The sequence below is a fragment of the Stenotrophomonas sp. TWI809 genome (assembly GCF_039673205.1).
In the GTDB taxonomy this organism is placed as follows: domain Bacteria; phylum Pseudomonadota; class Gammaproteobacteria; order Xanthomonadales; family Xanthomonadaceae; genus Stenotrophomonas.
Window position 1 is genome coordinate 1 of record NZ_JBDJLE010000008.1, and the last position, 14671, is coordinate 14671.

At 67.6% G+C, this 14671-nt stretch carries 13 protein-coding genes; 7 read left to right on the forward strand and 6 right to left on the reverse strand.

Annotation, left to right across the window (positions count from 1 at the left end; all coding sequences use genetic code 11):
• Positions 1–366: 366 nt before the first annotated feature.
• Positions 367–1659, forward strand: coding sequence for an adenylosuccinate synthase (locus ABE472_RS08195; protein ID WP_038686937.1), 1293 nt, complete (start codon positions 367–369; stop codon positions 1657–1659).
• 99 nt (positions 1660–1758) lie between these two features.
• Here ABE472_RS08195 and ABE472_RS08200 read toward each other — a convergent pair whose 3' ends face one another.
• Positions 1759–2172 carry a hypothetical protein gene (locus ABE472_RS08200; RefSeq protein WP_346463058.1) on the reverse strand — a complete coding sequence of 138 codons (414 nt, stop codon included), beginning with the start codon at positions 2170–2172 and terminating at the stop codon, positions 1759–1761.
• A gap of 204 nt (positions 2173–2376) precedes the next feature.
• On the opposite strand from ABE472_RS08200, the gene ABE472_RS08205 reads away from it, so the two are divergent.
• A complete protein-coding gene (locus ABE472_RS08205; RefSeq protein WP_346465999.1) occupies positions 2377–2730 on the forward strand; it encodes a hypothetical protein in 354 nt (117 codons plus the stop codon).
• Here the strand turns inward: ABE472_RS08205 and ABE472_RS08210 are convergent, their stop codons facing one another.
• Together ABE472_RS08210 and ABE472_RS08215 are read right to left on the reverse strand one after the other, a co-directional pair.
• Entirely contained in the window at positions 2731–3420 is a 690-nt protein-coding gene (locus tag ABE472_RS08210; protein ID WP_346466000.1) for a M23 family metallopeptidase, read from the reverse strand.
• A gap of 3 nt (positions 3421–3423) precedes the next feature.
• Positions 3424–4401: a L,D-transpeptidase gene (locus ABE472_RS08215; protein ID WP_346466001.1), complete on the reverse strand. Its 978-nt coding sequence runs from the start codon at positions 4399–4401 to the stop codon at positions 3424–3426.
• 204 nt (positions 4402–4605) lie between these two features.
• Between ABE472_RS08215 and ABE472_RS08220 the strand changes: the two genes are divergently transcribed.
• Positions 4606–6738 (forward strand): methyl-accepting chemotaxis protein, encoded by a 2133-nt coding sequence (locus tag ABE472_RS08220; protein WP_346466002.1) that lies wholly within the window; start codon positions 4606–4608, stop codon positions 6736–6738.
• Positions 6739–6831: 93 nt separating this feature from the next.
• On the opposite strand, the gene ABE472_RS08225 is transcribed toward ABE472_RS08220, so the two are convergent.
• Positions 6832–7692, reverse strand: a complete 861-nt coding sequence (locus ABE472_RS08225; protein ID WP_313210901.1) for a PA4780 family RIO1-like protein kinase — start codon at positions 7690–7692, stop codon at positions 6832–6834.
• 193 nt (positions 7693–7885) lie between these two features.
• Between ABE472_RS08225 and ABE472_RS08230 the strand changes: the two genes are divergently transcribed.
• From ABE472_RS08230 to ABE472_RS08245, 4 genes are read left to right on the forward strand one after another with little or no spacing between them, the layout of a single operon-like run.
• Positions 7886–9013 carry a DJ-1/PfpI family protein gene (locus ABE472_RS08230; protein WP_346466003.1) on the forward strand — a complete coding sequence of 376 codons (1128 nt, stop codon included), beginning with the start codon at positions 7886–7888 and terminating at the stop codon, positions 9011–9013.
• A gap of 3 nt (positions 9014–9016) precedes the next feature.
• Positions 9017–9703: a response regulator transcription factor gene (locus tag ABE472_RS08235; protein ID WP_313219109.1), complete on the forward strand. Its 687-nt coding sequence runs from the start codon at positions 9017–9019 to the stop codon at positions 9701–9703.
• The gene (locus ABE472_RS08240; RefSeq protein ID WP_346466004.1) at positions 9700–10965 is read left to right on the forward strand and encodes a HAMP domain-containing sensor histidine kinase; all 1266 of its coding nucleotides are present in this window, start codon (positions 9700–9702) and stop codon (positions 10963–10965) included. Before ABE472_RS08235 ends, ABE472_RS08240 begins: the two co-directional genes overlap by 4 nt.
• A gap of 11 nt (positions 10966–10976) precedes the next feature.
• Positions 10977–11858, forward strand: coding sequence for a hypothetical protein (locus ABE472_RS08245; RefSeq protein WP_346466005.1), 882 nt, complete (start codon positions 10977–10979; stop codon positions 11856–11858).
• Positions 11859–11923: 65 nt separating this feature from the next.
• Here the strand turns inward: ABE472_RS08245 and ABE472_RS08250 are convergent, their stop codons facing one another.
• Positions 11924–12409 carry a HupB gene (locus tag ABE472_RS08250; RefSeq protein ID WP_313210889.1) on the reverse strand — a complete coding sequence of 162 codons (486 nt, stop codon included), beginning with the start codon at positions 12407–12409 and terminating at the stop codon, positions 11924–11926.
• 36 nt (positions 12410–12445) lie between these two features.
• Positions 12446–14536 (reverse strand): catalase, encoded by a 2091-nt coding sequence (locus ABE472_RS08255; protein WP_346463050.1) that lies wholly within the window; start codon positions 14534–14536, stop codon positions 12446–12448.
• Between the last annotated feature and the right edge of the window lie 135 nt (positions 14537–14671).

Genomic DNA, 14671 nt, shown 5'->3' on the forward strand with positions numbered 1-14671 from the left:
GGCCGGCTCCAGGCCATCCTGCGAGCCGGCCAGCGGCCGGCACTACCGAAAGCTCTGGAGCCGGCCAGCGGCCGGCACTACCGCCTTGGAACCGGCCGTTGGCCGGCTCCATCCCGCGGCGGTCCTGACCGGCCGGTGAAGTCCACCGGCCGCCGGGGTGGCAGCAGCCACCGGAAACCCGGATAATGCACAAAAGCCGGACGGGCACTCTGTTTCAGAGTCACTCGTCCGGCTTTTTCCGTGTCTGGGTACCCCAGCGTCGGCGCGCTCCCCGCTGGAGCCCGCCACCCCGCGCTGATCGGCCACCCCGGCATGGTCCCAAACCCGCGGCCCCGATGGCCGCACAAAAACCAGGAGTTACCCGTCATGGGTCAGTCAGTTGTCGTGTTGGGTGCCCAGTGGGGCGATGAAGGCAAGGGCAAGATCGTCGATCTGCTCACCGAGGAAATCGGTGCCGTAGTACGTTTCCAGGGCGGCCACAATGCCGGCCACACGCTTGTCATCAATGGCAAGAAGACCGTGCTGCACCTGATCCCGTCGGGCATCCTGCGTGCCGACGCGCTGTGCCTGATCGGTAACGGCGTGGTGATCTCCCCGGCTGCGCTGCAGAAGGAAATCGCCGAGCTGGAAACCTCCGGCGTGGAAGTGCGTTCGCGCCTGAAGATCTCTCCGGCCGCGCCGCTGATCATGCCGTACCACATCGCCCTGGACCAGGCGCGCGAACGCGCTGCCGGCGGCAAGGCGATCGGCACCACCGGCCGTGGCATCGGCCCGGCGTATGAAGACAAGGTGGCGCGTCGCGGCATCCGCATCGCCGACCTGCATTACCCGGCCCAGCTGGAAGAACTCCTGCGTACCGCGCTGGATTACCACAACTTCGTGCTGACCAATTACCTCAAGACCGACGCGGTCGACTTCCAGAAGACCTACGACGAAGCGCTGGCCTTCGGCGAATACGTCGAGCCGATGAAGTCCGACGTTGCCGGCATCCTGCACGACCTGCGCAAGCAGGGTAAGCGCGTGCTGTTCGAAGGCGCCCAGGGCGCCCTGCTGGACATCGACCACGGCACCTACCCGTACGTCACCAGCTCCAACACCACCGTTGGCGGCGCGCTGGCCGGTGCCGGCGTCGGCGCGGACGCGATCGATTACGTGCTGGGTATCGCCAAGGCCTACGCGACCCGCGTCGGCGGTGGTCCGTTCCCGACCGAGCTGGACGATGAAGTCGGCCAGGGCATCCGCGACCGCGGTGCCGAGTACGGCGCCTCGACCGGCCGCCCGCGTCGTTGCGGCTGGATGGACATCGTCGCGCTCAAGCGCGCCGTCGCCATCAACGGCATCAGCGGCCTGTGCATCACCAAGCTGGACGTGCTCGACGGCATGGAAAAGCTGAAGGTCTGCATCGCCTACGAATACCGCGGCAAGCGTACCGAATACGCCCCGCTGGACGCGCAGGGCTGGGAAGAATGCACGCCGGTGTACCTGGAGTTCCCGGGCTGGACCGAGAACACCCACGGCATCACCAACTGGGACGACCTGCCGCCGGCCGCCCGCGCTTACCTGCGCGCGCTGGAAGAGCTGGCCGGTTGCCCGGTCAGCATCGTCTCCACCGGCCCGGACCGCGACCACACCATGGTCCTGCAGGATCCGTTCGCCTGATCAGGCGCGTAGTGCCGGGCCATGCCCGGTATGGCGTAACGGTGTAAGGCGTAAAGAAAAGCCCCGCGCAAGCGGGGCTTTTTCGTTGCCAAGCCCGGGTCAGCGCCGGCCGATGCCCATCTGCAGTTCCGACAGTTCCAGATTCTCATCGTGGTTGGCATCCAGGGTCTGGAAACGCATCTGCGATGAGCGACGCATCTCCTCGGCACTCAATTCGCCGTCGCCGTTGAGGTCGGCGATGCGGACCCATTCGGCGGCCGAGAACTCGCCATCACGTTGCGGGCCGAGCACCGCCTGCACTTCCTCCACGCTCACCCGGTAATTGTGATCCGCATCGACCAGGCGGAAGAAGGCATCTCCGTCGTACTCATCGCGACTGACCTTGCCGTCGCCATTGCGGTCCAGCATCGCGAAACGGTCCGGCGCGGTGGCGGGCAGATCCTGCGCCGCGGCAACACTTGCGGCGACAGCGCCGCAAAGAAGGAGCAGGGCAACGCGGTGCGCGAGCATCATCACAGGTGTCTCCAGACCGCAGGGGAGGGGGGCATGCCTTCAGCACGCAGTGTCCGCCGCGTCGATGCGCGGGGCAACGGCAATTTCCCGCATTCGCGCCAGTAGTTTTACTGGTTGCCCGCAGCCATCGGACCGCAGTGACCACGCCCGCCAGCGCGGGGCCATGGCATGCTGTGCACCTCACCAATCAGCAGGGCAGACCGGGTGTCTGAAGATCACGTGGCCACCGGCATGAGCAGCGCGGATCGCGCGTTGCATGCGGTGGTGTCCGAGCTTGAAGCGCTGTTGCGCGGCGACGGGGAAACCCACTGGGCCGACTGGATGCAGCGGGTCATCACCCAGCTTGAGCAGGGCGATCCAGGCGCGCCGGAGAGCGTGCTGCGCGCCTATGGCGGCATGGGGTCGTTCAATGATGTTGCGTTGGGCATGGATTACAGCAACGGCCACTTCCAGTGGCGCGCAGACGCGGGGGAACTCAATGAGCGCCTGGATGCACTGCGCGGGCGCGCCTGGCAACTGGCGCGGGCGATCCGGGACGCTCCCCCCGGTGCGCGTTGATCAAAGGGCCTGCTGCCCCTTCAACACGGGATACGGATTGATTGATTCACCTTTCCACCACTGCTTTTCCGGACCCAGTACATGGATTTCGAAATGCAGGTGGGGCGCCTCGGGACTCGCATTGCCGGTGCTGCCGACATAGCCGATCACCTCACCGCGCTTGATCGTCTTCTTCTCGGCCAGCCCATCGGCATAGCGGTCCAGATGCGCGTAGTAGTAACAGTAACGGCCGCTTGGTTCGAACTGGTACACCGTCAGTCCGCCCCGCACGCTGTCGAACAGTTTCTCCACCGTCCCGTCTGCGACGGCCAGCACCGGCGTCCCGTTTGGCGCCAGGATGTCGATCGCATCATGCACGCGGCCTTCGCTGCGCGCATCGGTGAAGGTGTCCTGCAGCTGATCCGCACCGATGCCCTGCACGGGCAGCAGCAGCGCTCCGGCCGCGCTCGCCGGTGCGGGTGCGGCACTTCCCGCGTCCGGCGCGGGCGGTGTGGCTGAGGTGCCGGTGGGCACCGGCGTCGTGGCCGGCGTAGGCGGCGGGGCATCAAGCGCAGCACGGGCCGAACTCGTGGCCGAGCCCACCTTGGCCGGTTCGCCGGCGCCGAGCCGGAATGAGGGGCCCGGCCCCAGCAGCCAGTAACCGACCACGCCGATCACCAGTCCCACGGCCAGCAGTCGAAAGGTCTTCATGGCTTACTCCTGCATCACGACCGGTACCGAGGCATCGACCGCGGCGGCGACCTGCAGCGCATCCCAGTTGGTCATGCGCACACAGCCGTGCGATTCGGTCTTGCCGACATGGCCGGGTTCGGGCGTGCCGTGCAGGCCGTAGTGGGGCTTGGAGATGTCGATCCACACCACGCCGACCGGATTGTTCGGGCCCGGCGGCAGGACCGCCTTGCTGTCGCCCGCCTTGGCATCCCAGAACAGCTTGGGGTTGTAGTGGAAGGTGGGATCGCGGGAGATGCCGAGGATCTTCCATTTCCCGATCGGCAGCGGGTCATGCTTGCTGCCCGAGGACACCGGGAACTGCGCGTAGACCTTGCCGTCCGTATCGAACAGCCGCAGCGTGGAGTCGGATTTGTCGATCACCAGCTTGCTGGCCTTCGGCAGCGGGGCGGCCGCGATGTGGGGCACCTGGATCACGCTGCCGGCCTTGCCCAGGTCGACGCCGGGATTGAGCGTCTTCAACAGCTCGGGAGAGGCGTGGAAGCGTTCGCCCAGCGCTTCTTCGATCGAACCGAAGCCCAGGGTTTTCAGCTTGGCCTGCGCGGCCGGACTCTTGGGCACCGGCTGGAACGGACCGGCCACGTCTTCCGCGGTGAGCGTGTAGCGCACCAGCGGCGGGGCGGCATCGGGCTGCAGCGCCTGCCAGGTGGCATCGTCCAGCTCCCCACTGACCTTCAGCCCGCGGGCGGCCTGGAAGCCGGACACGGCGCGCTTCTGGTTGGAGCCGCGCTCCCCATCGATCTGGCCGGGGGAGAAGTGCGCGCGGTCCAGCAGCACCTGCGCATGCAGATCCGAGCGTGGCCCGGTCGCCAGCGGCGTCGCGTCGGCGTCCGGGATCGCGGCGGGCGCGGGTGCCGTCTGTGCGACCGCCCAACCGGAGCAGACCCCCAGGGCGAGGGCGAGCGCGGTGAGGCGGGCGATACGGTGCAGGCGAAGGGACATCGGCAACTCCAGCGGGAACGTGTTTCCACCATGCCTGCCGGGCGTGCGCACTTGCCGTGAAAACCCTGACGGGCGGCTGAGCGGCGACGCGGGAGCAACGCCGAGGTTATGTGAATCCATTCACAGCGGGCTCACGGCCGTCGGTCAAGGCGCTGGGTCTGACGCCGATACCAGCCCACCCCCCCCACGTTTTTCGGATGTCTCATGGAATTTTTGCGGAAGGTCAGCGTTGTCTGGCGTCTAGGTATGGGCTTTGGCCTGTTGTTGCTGCTGGTCGCGGCCGTCGTCGCCACCGGCGCCACCGGTAGCGCGGTACAGAAGCGCGCGATGCAGCAGGTGGTCGAGGTCAACGTGGCCAAGGTGCGGCTGCTCTCGGACATGCTCGATGCCAACAACCAGATGATGGTCGTGCGCCGGGAGATGCTGCTCCGCCAGGGCGACGGTCTGGCCGAGGATGAGGCGCGCATCGCCGCGCTGGTCGCGCGCTATGAAGCCAGCTGGGCCGCCTACCAGGCCTTGCCCGCGCAGCCGGAAGACAAGGCCGTCGGTGACGCCATCGCGGCCGCCCGCGCGGTGGCGCGTCCGCTCAACAAGCAGATGAGCGAACAGCTGCAGCAGGGCGATGTTGCCGCTGCCACGGCCCTCACCCTGGGCGCCGTGCAGGCCGCTGCCAATGGCTGGAACCAGGCGCTCAGCGATGGCGTGGTCTATGAGGAAAAGGAAAGCCGCCAGGCCGCTGCCGAAGCGATCCGGTTGGGCGAGCGGACCCTGCTGCAGCTGCTGGTGCTGGGCGCGATCGCGCTGGTGGTCGGCATCGCCGCCTCCGTGCTGATCGGGCGCAGCCTGACCGGTCCGCTGGCGCGCGCCGTCGGCCTGGCCACCCGGATGGCCAAGGGTGATCTGGCCCATGACGTCCATCTGGGCGGCCGCGATGAGATCACCCAGCTCGGCAACGCAATGGCCACCGTTCGCCAGAGCGTCCAGGGCGCGATCACCGCGCAGCTGGACATGGCCCGCCAGCATGAGGCCGGTGCCATCAGCCATCGCATGGACGAAACGGCCTTCCCGGGCGACTTCGGTCGGATGATCCGCGCCACCAACGAGCTGGTCGGTTCGCACGTGGCCGTCGAGTTCCACATGGTCGAGGTGATGCAGCGCTACGCCATCGGCGACCTGAGCCGTGATCTGGACAGCTACCCGGGCGAGAAGGCCGTGCTGACCACCACCATGGCCACCGTCAAGGCCAGCCTGATGGCGATCAACCAGCAGATCGAGACACTGGCCTCGGCTGCCCGTGCCGGCGACTTCTCCGTGCGCGGCGATGCGCCGGCGTTCCAGTTCCAGTTCCGCGCGATGGTCGCCCAGCTCAACGGGATGATGGCCAGCTCGCAGGCCAGCATCGCCGACCTGTCGCAGGTGCTGCGCGCGATCTCCACCGGCGATCTGACCTCGCGGATGGATGGCCACTACGAAGGTGTGTTCGCGCAGATGCGCGACGATGCCAATGTCACCGCGGTGCAGCTGACCGGTATCGTGCAGCAGATCCAGGGCGCGGCCGGCAGCATCAACGATGCCGCGCAGGAACTGGCGGCCGGCCACCATGACCTGTCGCGCCGGACCGAGCAGCAGGCAGCCAACCTGGAGGAAGCGGCGGCCTCGATGGAGGAGCTGACCTCCACGGTCCGGCAGAACGCCGAGCTGGCCAGCCAGGCTGACCATGAAGCCCATGCGGCGGGTGCGGCGGTCAAGGCGACCGAGCAGGCGATCGCGCAGATGGCCGCGGTGATGAGCGAGATCGACCAGTCCTCGGCGCGTATCGCCGAGATTTCCTCGGTGATCGACGGCATCGCCTTCCAGACCAACATCCTTGCCCTGAACGCGGCCGTTGAAGCGGCCCGTGCCGGTGAGAACGGACGCGGCTTCGCGGTCGTGGCGACCGAGGTACGCACGCTGGCGCAGCGCGCCGGCACGGCGGCCAAGGAGATCAAAGACCTGATCGATGAGTCCAGCAGCAAGGTCAAGACCGGGCTGAGCGTCACCGTGCAGTCCGAAGCGGCGATCGCCCGCCTGACCCAGGCCAGCTCGCGCACCAATCAGCTGATGAGCGACATTGCCGCCGCGACCAAGGAACAGGCCGCCGGCATCGAGCAGGTCAACCAGGTGGTCGTGCAGATGGACCAGGTGACCCAGCAGAACGCTGCGCTGGTGGAAGAAGCCACCGCCGCCAGCCGCGCGCTGGAAGAACAGGCGTATGCACTGACCGAATCGGTGGCGGTGTTCAAGCTGGACAACAGCGCGGCAAGCCTGCGTCGCCCGGCGACACTGCAGGCAGCATGACGGCCCCTGCGCGCTGAGTAATACAGAAAAGCCCCGCATCGGCGGGGCTTTTCTCATGCCGATCCGGCCGCCCGACGCAGCGGCGCGCCCCGCTCAGTCGTCGTTTTCTTCGGCGGCTTCGCGACCCTGCTGGCGGATCAGCGCTTCTTCGCGCGCATCGTTGATGGCATGGCGTACGCCATCCAGATCGATGCTGCTTTCATCCTGCTCGAATTCACCGGTCAGCACGCTGTCCGGTAGCAGATCGCCAGCCTCGAACAGCGCCCACATCTCCTCGCCGTACCAGGTCTCCAGGAGCTCCGGCGCCCAGCGGCCCAGGTACGCGGTGAGGTTGTTGACGTCGCGCAGCAGCATCGTGCGTGCGGCATTGTTGCCCGCCGCACTGACCACCTGCGGGAAATCGATCACCACCGGGCCTTCCGGGCCAACCAGCACGTTGTACGGCGACAGATCGCCGTGGATCAGGCCGCAGCACAGCATGCGCACCACCTGGCGGACCAGGATCTGGTGGAACTGGCGTGCCTGCTCCGGGCTCAGTTCAACCTCACCCAGGCGCGCGGCGGAATAACCCTCGGCATCGGTGACCAGCTCCATCACCAGCACGCCGTGGAAGTAGCCATACGGCTCGGGTACGCGCACGCCGGCATCGCGCAGCTGGTACAGCGCATCGACTTCGGTGTTCTTCCAGGCCGCTTCCTGCTGCTTGCGGCCGTAGTTGCTGGCCTTGCCCACGGCGCGCGCTTCGCGGCTGCCACGGACCTTGCGGCCTTCCTGGTACTGCACGCGCTGCTGGAAGCTGCGCTGCGCCATGTCTTTGTAGACCTTCGCGCAGCGCACATCGTCGCCGCTGCGGACCACGTATACCGCTGCTTCCTTGCCGCTTTTGAGCGGGCGGAGCACTTCATCGATCACGCCGTCGTCGATCAGCGCCTGCAAGCCTTGGGGGGTCTTCACGGTATCTCGGGAATCGGCTGGCGCGGGGCCTGCCCTGGAGGGGGAGGGATTTTCGCATCTTCGGGCCGATGGAGCCATCGACACGGCACTCGGCCGCCGGATTGTTCAGCTGTGTGCACGCCCGGGCGGGCTTGAAATCTGATTCACATCCGGCGCGCAGGCTGGGATCACTTTCCCAAGGAGTGCCCCGCCCATGATGCTGTCCCTGTTGCGCCGTACCGGTGTTGTGCTGGCCTTGTTGCTGGCCGTTCCCTCGCTCCACGCCGGCCCGGCGGCGGCCGAGACGGTGCTCATCGTGGTCAGCGGCGAGGGCCGCGACGAAGGCAAGACCCGCCCCGGGTTCGAGATGGACGAATTCGCCCAGGCCTACCTGATCTTCCGCGACAACGGCCTGGCCGTGCAGGTGGCCAGCCCACGCGGCGGGCCGGTGGAGGCCGACAAGTTCGATGCCAAGGAGCCCTTCAATGCACGGGTCCTTGCCGATCCGGCTGCGGCCGCGTTGCTGGCCGACACCCGCGCCACCGCCACCCTCCGGGCGGCCGACTATGCGGCCGTCTACGTGGTCGGGGGCAAGGGGGCGATGTTCGATCTGCCCGCCGATGCCGCACTACGCGGTCTGCTGGGCACGATGTACGATCGCGGCGCGGTGGTCGCGGCGGTCTGTCACGGCCCGGCTGCGCTGGTGGACGTGCGGCTGGCAGACGGAACGCTGCTGGTCGCCGGGCGACGCATGACCGGCTTCACCAACGCAGAGGAGGGCGTGTTCGGCAAGCGCTGGGCGAAGGAGTTCCCGTTCCTGCTGGAGACGGCCCTGCGCGAGCGCGGCGCGCGCTGGGAACAGGCGCCGCTGATGATGCCCAGACTGGTGGTGGACGGACGCCTGATCACCGGGCAGAACCCGTATTCGACACCGGCGGTCGCCGAGGCGATCGTGCGGGCCACCGGCCGCACGCCGATCGCGCGCACGCCGTGGCGCGATGAGGCCAGCATGGCGTTGGTGCAGCGCCTGCTGGCCGGTGAAGGGGAGGCGGTCAAGCGCGAGCTGGCCAGCAATCGTACGGGCTATCACGATCAGCTGATCGGCGTGCTCGGCTACTACCAGCTGCAGGCCGCGCAGGACGATGCGGCGGTACGTGACGCGCTGTCGATCATGCAGCTGGCGGCCCCGTACATGAGCGAACCGCAGCTGCCGCTCGGCATCGCACAGGCGCATTGGCGGCTGGGCGAGGTGGCCCAGGCGCGCACGGTACTCGGCAAACTGCTGGAAACCCACCCGGACATGGCCGAAGCTAAGCAGCTCAAGGACACGATCGAAGGCTGACCCATGGACGATGGCCTGCACATCCTGGTGATCGAGGACAACCCGGCGCTGCGCGCCGGCATGGCCACGCTGCTGGAGGCCCGCGGCCATCGCGTGGCCTTCGCCGCCGATGGCCGCAGCGGCCTGCAGATGGCGCTGGAAGCGCCGCCGGATGTGCTGGTGCTGGACCTCACCCTCCCGGGCATGGATGGCCTGCGCGTGTGCAGCCATCTGCGTGAGCAGGCCGACCGTCACATCCCGATCCTGATGCTGACCGCGCGCGACACGCTGGCCGACAAGCTGATCGGCTTCCAGGCCGGTGCCGATGATTACCTGGTCAAACCGTTCGCAGGCGAGGAACTGCTGGCGCGATGCCTGGCATTGGCCCATCGACACGGCCGACGCGACGGGCATGTGCTGCGTATCGGATCCCTCGGCATCGACCGCCGTAGCGGCGCCGTGTGCCGCGGTGAGCAGGCGATCGAGTTGCCGCAGACCGCCTATCGGCTGCTGGTGCTGCTCGCCGAAGCCTGGCCGCGCACGGTGACCCGCAGCGAGTTGATCCGGCGTCTCTGGGGCGATGAGGCGCCGCCGTCGGATCCGCTGCGCTCGCATCTTTACCTGCTGCGCCAGGCGTTGGACAAACCGTTCAAGCGGGCGATGCTCAGGACCGTGCACGATGTCGGCTTCAAGCTGGAGGCCGATGCATGACGGCACGGGTGCATCGCCTGCGCAACCGGTTGATGCTGGCCTTCGCGGTGTTCGCGCTGGCGGTGGCCGGCCTGTTCGGCCTGTACGTGGCGGTATTCGTGTACAGCGTGGAGGATCGCTTCTTCGATGCGATGCTTGAGCAGGAAGCGCAGCTGCAGTTGGATCAGCGGGCCACCCGTGGGACGTGGTCGCCGCCGCGCAACGCCTTCATGACGATCCACGACAGCCCTGCCACGTTTCCGTCCGATCTCAAGGCCGCCTTCGATGCCGAGCCGTGGCGCCGCGAGATGGCCGGTGCGCAGGGGCGGCACTATCACCTGCGGGCGGTGACGCCGGACGGGGCAGGTACGCCGGGGTGGCTGGTCGCCGAGGTCAGCCAGCAGCTGGTGGTGCGGCCGATGCGCAGCCAGATTCTGGCGCTGCTGGCCTGGTCCGGCCTGGCCGTGGTGATGATCGCCCTCCTGGCTGGCGCATGGCTGGCTCGACGTACCACGCGTCCCTTGTCGAAGCTGGCGTCGCTGGTCGATGGCATGGCGCCGGACAGGTTGCCGGTGGGGTTCGCCGGGGACTTCCCCGATGACGAGGTCGGCGTGCTCGCCCGCGGCCTGGACAATCTGAGCGGGCGCGTGCGTGCCTTCATTGCGCGCGAGCATGCCTTCACCCGTGATGCCAGCCATGAGCTGCGCACGCCCCTGGCGGTGATCCGCAGTGCCACCGAACAGCTGGCCAGCGAACCCGGCCTGTCGGAGGCTGGGCGGCGGCAGCTCGCGCATGTGCAGCATTCGGCGCGTCAACTCGAACAGACCGTGATCACCCTGCTGACACTGGCCCGCGAAGAGAACGTGGAACAGGATGCGACGCCACTGGCGGTGCTGCCGGTGCTGGAACAGGTGGTGGTCGAGCAGGCCGCGCTGCTGGATGGCAAGCCGGTGGAGGTGCGGGTCGACGTACCGGCCGACGTGCGCCTGCCGGTGCCGGGCCCGGTGCTGCACATGCTGCTGGCCAATCTGGTTGGCAACGCGTTCGCGCATACCCGTTCGGGCGAGGTGCGCATCGAGGTGGCGAGCGGGCGGCTTCGGATCCGCAACACCGCCCTGGCGGGCGATCCCGAGGCGATCATGCGGCCGTTCACCAAGGGCGAGGGCAGTGCCGGGTTCGGGCTCGGCCTGGCGATCGTGCAGCGGCTGTGCGACCGCTTCGCCATCGACCTGCGTATCGAAGGGACCGAGCACGCCACGGTGGCCAGTTTCAGCGTTCAGTGAGGCGAGGCGGCATGGCGGCCGCGGCGACCGGGCCACACCCGGGGCGGGCCCGCTTCCGTCCATCGCCAAAGTGCGCGATGCTCTGCCGAACGGGGGAGGGGCGCATGGGCAGCAGGGACGAGGGCAGCATTGACGGGGATGTCCCGGCCGAGCAGACGCCGACCGATTGGTCGTTGCTGCCGATCACGCATGGCAACGAAGATTCGATGGTGGCCGTGATCTGGCGCCTGCTGCGGCAGGAGCCGGCCTTGATGGTGAGCGCGGGATATGTGTTCCTCTCCGTGCTGGGGCTGTGGTCGAGCTTCTTTTTCTATTTCAAATTCCGGCTGTCGATCCTGGACTACCTGCAGGTCAGTGATTTCCTGGTCGCCGGGCTGCGCGATCCCGCCTACCTGTTGATCCTGTTGCTGGGGGCCCTGCTTGCCGTGGTGCTGGGCTGGCCGGAGACGCTGCGGCGGCGCAACCCTGCCAAGGTGGCACGCCTGCGCGCGCGGCACTGGGGATGGCGGATGCTGTTCTCGGAATCGCCGTGGATGAACTGGGAATTCTCCGGGCTGCGCCCACTGACCGGCATGTGCATTGCGGTGGTCTGCTTCATGGCATTCGGCGCGGCGCTGTATGCCCTGAGCACGGCCGAAAAGATCCTCGATGGGAAGGGCGGTACGCCCGTGCAGGTCGTGCTCGCGGGTGACGCGGCCGCGCTTCCCGGCACCGCGAAGCTGCTGGGATCCAGCAGCGCGTTCGTGTTCCTGTGGTGGCCGGCGCAGCGGCGGGCAGAAGCCGTGCCGATCGGCTCGATCCGCCGGCTGCAGTCGATGCCCTTGCCGGCGAAGCCGGTAGCGCCCAAGCCGGTCACGCCGTCGGCGCAGCCCACTGCCGCCGCGAAACGGTAAGCAGCACTGCCTGCGCCCTGCCGCATGCTGCCTCAGGCAGCACGCGGCAGGGCCCGGCGTGTAGATCAGGCGTTGCTGGCGGCTCCTTTACGGGCGCCCGTTGGTACCTTTTTCGCAGACGTCCCGGCGGCGGTTTTCGACGCTGCCTTTCGGGGGGCCTGCTTTGCAGCGGTCTTCTTTGCCGCTTTTTTCACGGTCTTCTTGACGGCGGGTGTTGGCGTCGCCTTCTTCGCGGCCTTCTTCGTCGCTTTCTTCGCCACCTTCTTTACGGTCTTGCTGGTGGCCTTCTTGGGCACTGCTTTCGTCGCAGCCTTCTGTGCAGCGGTCTTTTTTACCGCTGCCTTCTTCGTCGCCGACGCTTTCGTTGTCCGGGTTGCAGTCTTCTTCGCGCTGCCGCCCTTCCTGCCGCCACCATCCTGCTTGTTGACCGTGGCCCAGGCGATGCGCTCGGCGGCGGCACCGCTGCGCCCCTGGTCTTTCTCGCTTTCCTCGATGTGCCCGGCTTTGCGCTTCTGCGTGTCGGTATAGCTGGATTTATCACCCCGTGGCATGGACGTGCTCCTGTGTGGTGATGACGAAAGCGCCGCTCAGGCGAGCGTGCGCACCTTCGGTTCGCGGGCCCACTGGCGGGTAGCGGCGGCGGCGAGGAAGGCCTTGGCATCCTCGGCCTCGACCACCCCGGCATCGTTGCCGACCCGGGCAACCTTCAGCAGCGCCTGTGCGCCGTCATCGGCGGCGATCGCCTTCAGATGGGCCCAGGCGTCGCTGACGAAATCGATCGCGGCCGATTCCCTGCTCAGCTTCTTGGCGGCGTCGTTGCTCAGCACCACGGCCACCGCATCGAACACCACCGAGGGCGTGCCCGCCAGCTGACCATCGGCGGCCAGCGTCTTGCCGTCGCTGAGTTTGGCGCCACCGATCTTCGGCGCGACCAGCTTCACGCTCGCCCCGGCCTTGTCGGCCGCCTTGCGCAGGTTGGCGATCAAGGCCGCGTCGGAGCCTTCGTCGAACAGGATGCCGATGCAGCGGCCTTTGAGCAGGTCCTTGGTGCGGCCGATGATGCGCACTTCCGGCGCCTTCGGGAAATCCTGCGCCGGGGTCTGCGTGGCGGCCGGCTCGGGCAGCGCTGGCATCGCCAGACCGTCGGCCACGCGCTTGGCCAGTGCATCGTCGATGTTGCGCAGGTGGCTCACGGTGCGCTCGCGCACCTTGACCGTCTCCACCTTGGACAGCTCGAACACCAGCGCCGAGGCCAGATGCGCCTGCTCCGGCGCCTCCAGGCTACGGAAGAACATGCGGGCCTGGCTGTAGTGATCGGCGAAGCTCTCCGCGCGCACGCGGCCCTTGCGGCCGTCATCGGGCGCGGTGGCGTGGCTGGGGAAGCCGTCGACGCTCTCACGCGGGCTGTCGCCCTGCAGCGAACTCGGATCGTAGGCGACCCGGCCCTTCGGGATGTTCATCTGCATGTGGCCGTCGCGCTGGTGGTTGGCGAACGGGCACTTGGGCGCGTTGACCGGGATCTGGTGGAAATTCGGGCCGCCCAGGCGGCTGAGCTGGGTATCCAGATAGGAGAACAGGCGGCCCTGCAGCAGCGGATCGTTGCTGAAGTCGATGCCCGGCGGCACGTTGGCCGGGCAATAGGCGACCTGCTCGGTCTCGGCGAAGAAGTTGTCCGGCCAGCGGTCCAGCACCATCCGTCCGATCACGGTCAGCGGCACCAGCGACTCGGGAATGATCTTGGTCGAATCCAGGTGGTCGAACGGGAAGGCCTCGGCCTGTTCCTCGGTGAACAGCTGCACCGCCAGCTCCCACTCGGGGAAGTCGCCGGCGGTGATCGCCTCGAACAGGTCGCGCCGGTGGAAATCGTTGTCCGCGCTCTGCAGCTTGACGGCCTCGTCCCACACCGTGGACTGGATGCCCAGCTTCGGCCGCCAGTGGAATTTGACGAAGGTCGACTCGCCGGCATCGTTGATCAGCCGGAAGCTGTGGATGCCGAAGCCTTCGATGGTGCGCAGCGAGCGCGGGATCGTGCGGTCGCTCATCGCCCACATGATCATGTGCATCGATTCGGGCATCAGCGAGACGAAATCCCAGAAGGTGTCGTGCGCGCTGGCCGCCTGCGGGAAGGCACGGTCCGGCTCCATCTTCACTGCATGGATCAGGTCGGGGAACTTGATCGCGTCCTGGATGAAGAACACCGGGATGTTGTTGCCGACCAGATCCCAGTTGCCTTCCTTGGTGTAGAACTTGACCGCGAAGCCACGCACATCGCGCGGCGTATCCACCGAGCCGGCGCCGCCAGCCACGGTGGAGAAGCGGGTGAACAGGGGGGTGCGCACGCCGACTTCGCTGAGGATCCGGGCGCGGGTGTACTCACCCAGCGAGCGGGTAAGTTCGAAGTAGCCGTGTGCGGCGCTGCCGCGCGCATGCACGATGCGCTCGGGGATGCGCTCATGGTCGAAGTGGGTGATCTTCTCGCGCAGGATGAAGTCTTCCAGCAGGGTCGGCCCGCGCGGGGTGGCCCGCAGCGAATTCTGGTTGTCACCGACCGGGATGCCCTGGTTGGTCGTCAGGACGGGATGGCCATTGCCCGCGCGCTGGTGCAGTTCATCCCCTTCGCCGCGGGCGTCGGTGGCGGGTGCGGGGGCGTTCTTCGTGCTTTTCTTGCTGGCGGCCATGAGGCGACTCCGGGAGCTGGCGGGAAGGGGATCGCCTCACACTGGCGGCCGGGGCGTTAATCGAGGGTGCGAAAACCGGGCGCTGCTTGCACCCGCGCTTCACATGCGGCGCCCGGGCGCTGGGTGACGCGCGTG

What these genes read in the sequence shown, in the direction of transcription:
- ABE472_RS08195 (WP_038686937.1), top strand. Translation starts at nt 367, where the DNA reads ATGGGTCAGTCAGTTGTCGTGTTGGGTGCCCAGTGGGGCGATGAAGGC.
- ABE472_RS08200 (WP_346463058.1), bottom strand. Translation starts at nt 2,172, where the DNA reads ATGATGCTCGCGCACCGCGTTGCCCTGCTCCTTCTTTGCGGCGCTGTC.
- ABE472_RS08210 (WP_346466000.1), bottom strand. Translation starts at nt 3,420, where the DNA reads ATGAAGACCTTTCGACTGCTGGCCGTGGGACTGGTGATCGGCGTGGTC.
- ABE472_RS08215 (WP_346466001.1), bottom strand. Translation starts at nt 4,401, where the DNA reads ATGTCCCTTCGCCTGCACCGTATCGCCCGCCTCACCGCGCTCGCCCTC.
- ABE472_RS08220 (WP_346466002.1), top strand. Translation starts at nt 4,606, where the DNA reads ATGGAATTTTTGCGGAAGGTCAGCGTTGTCTGGCGTCTAGGTATGGGC.
- ABE472_RS08230 (WP_346466003.1), top strand. Translation starts at nt 7,886, where the DNA reads ATGATGCTGTCCCTGTTGCGCCGTACCGGTGTTGTGCTGGCCTTGTTG.
- ABE472_RS08235 (WP_313219109.1), top strand. Translation starts at nt 9,017, where the DNA reads ATGGACGATGGCCTGCACATCCTGGTGATCGAGGACAACCCGGCGCTG.
- ABE472_RS08240 (WP_346466004.1), top strand. Translation starts at nt 9,700, where the DNA reads ATGACGGCACGGGTGCATCGCCTGCGCAACCGGTTGATGCTGGCCTTC.
- ABE472_RS08245 (WP_346466005.1), top strand. Translation starts at nt 10,977, where the DNA reads ATGGCGGCCGCGGCGACCGGGCCACACCCGGGGCGGGCCCGCTTCCGT.
- ABE472_RS08250 (WP_313210889.1), bottom strand. Translation starts at nt 12,409, where the DNA reads ATGCCACGGGGTGATAAATCCAGCTATACCGACACGCAGAAGCGCAAA.
- ABE472_RS08255 (WP_346463050.1), bottom strand. Translation starts at nt 14,536, where the DNA reads ATGGCCGCCAGCAAGAAAAGCACGAAGAACGCCCCCGCACCCGCCACC.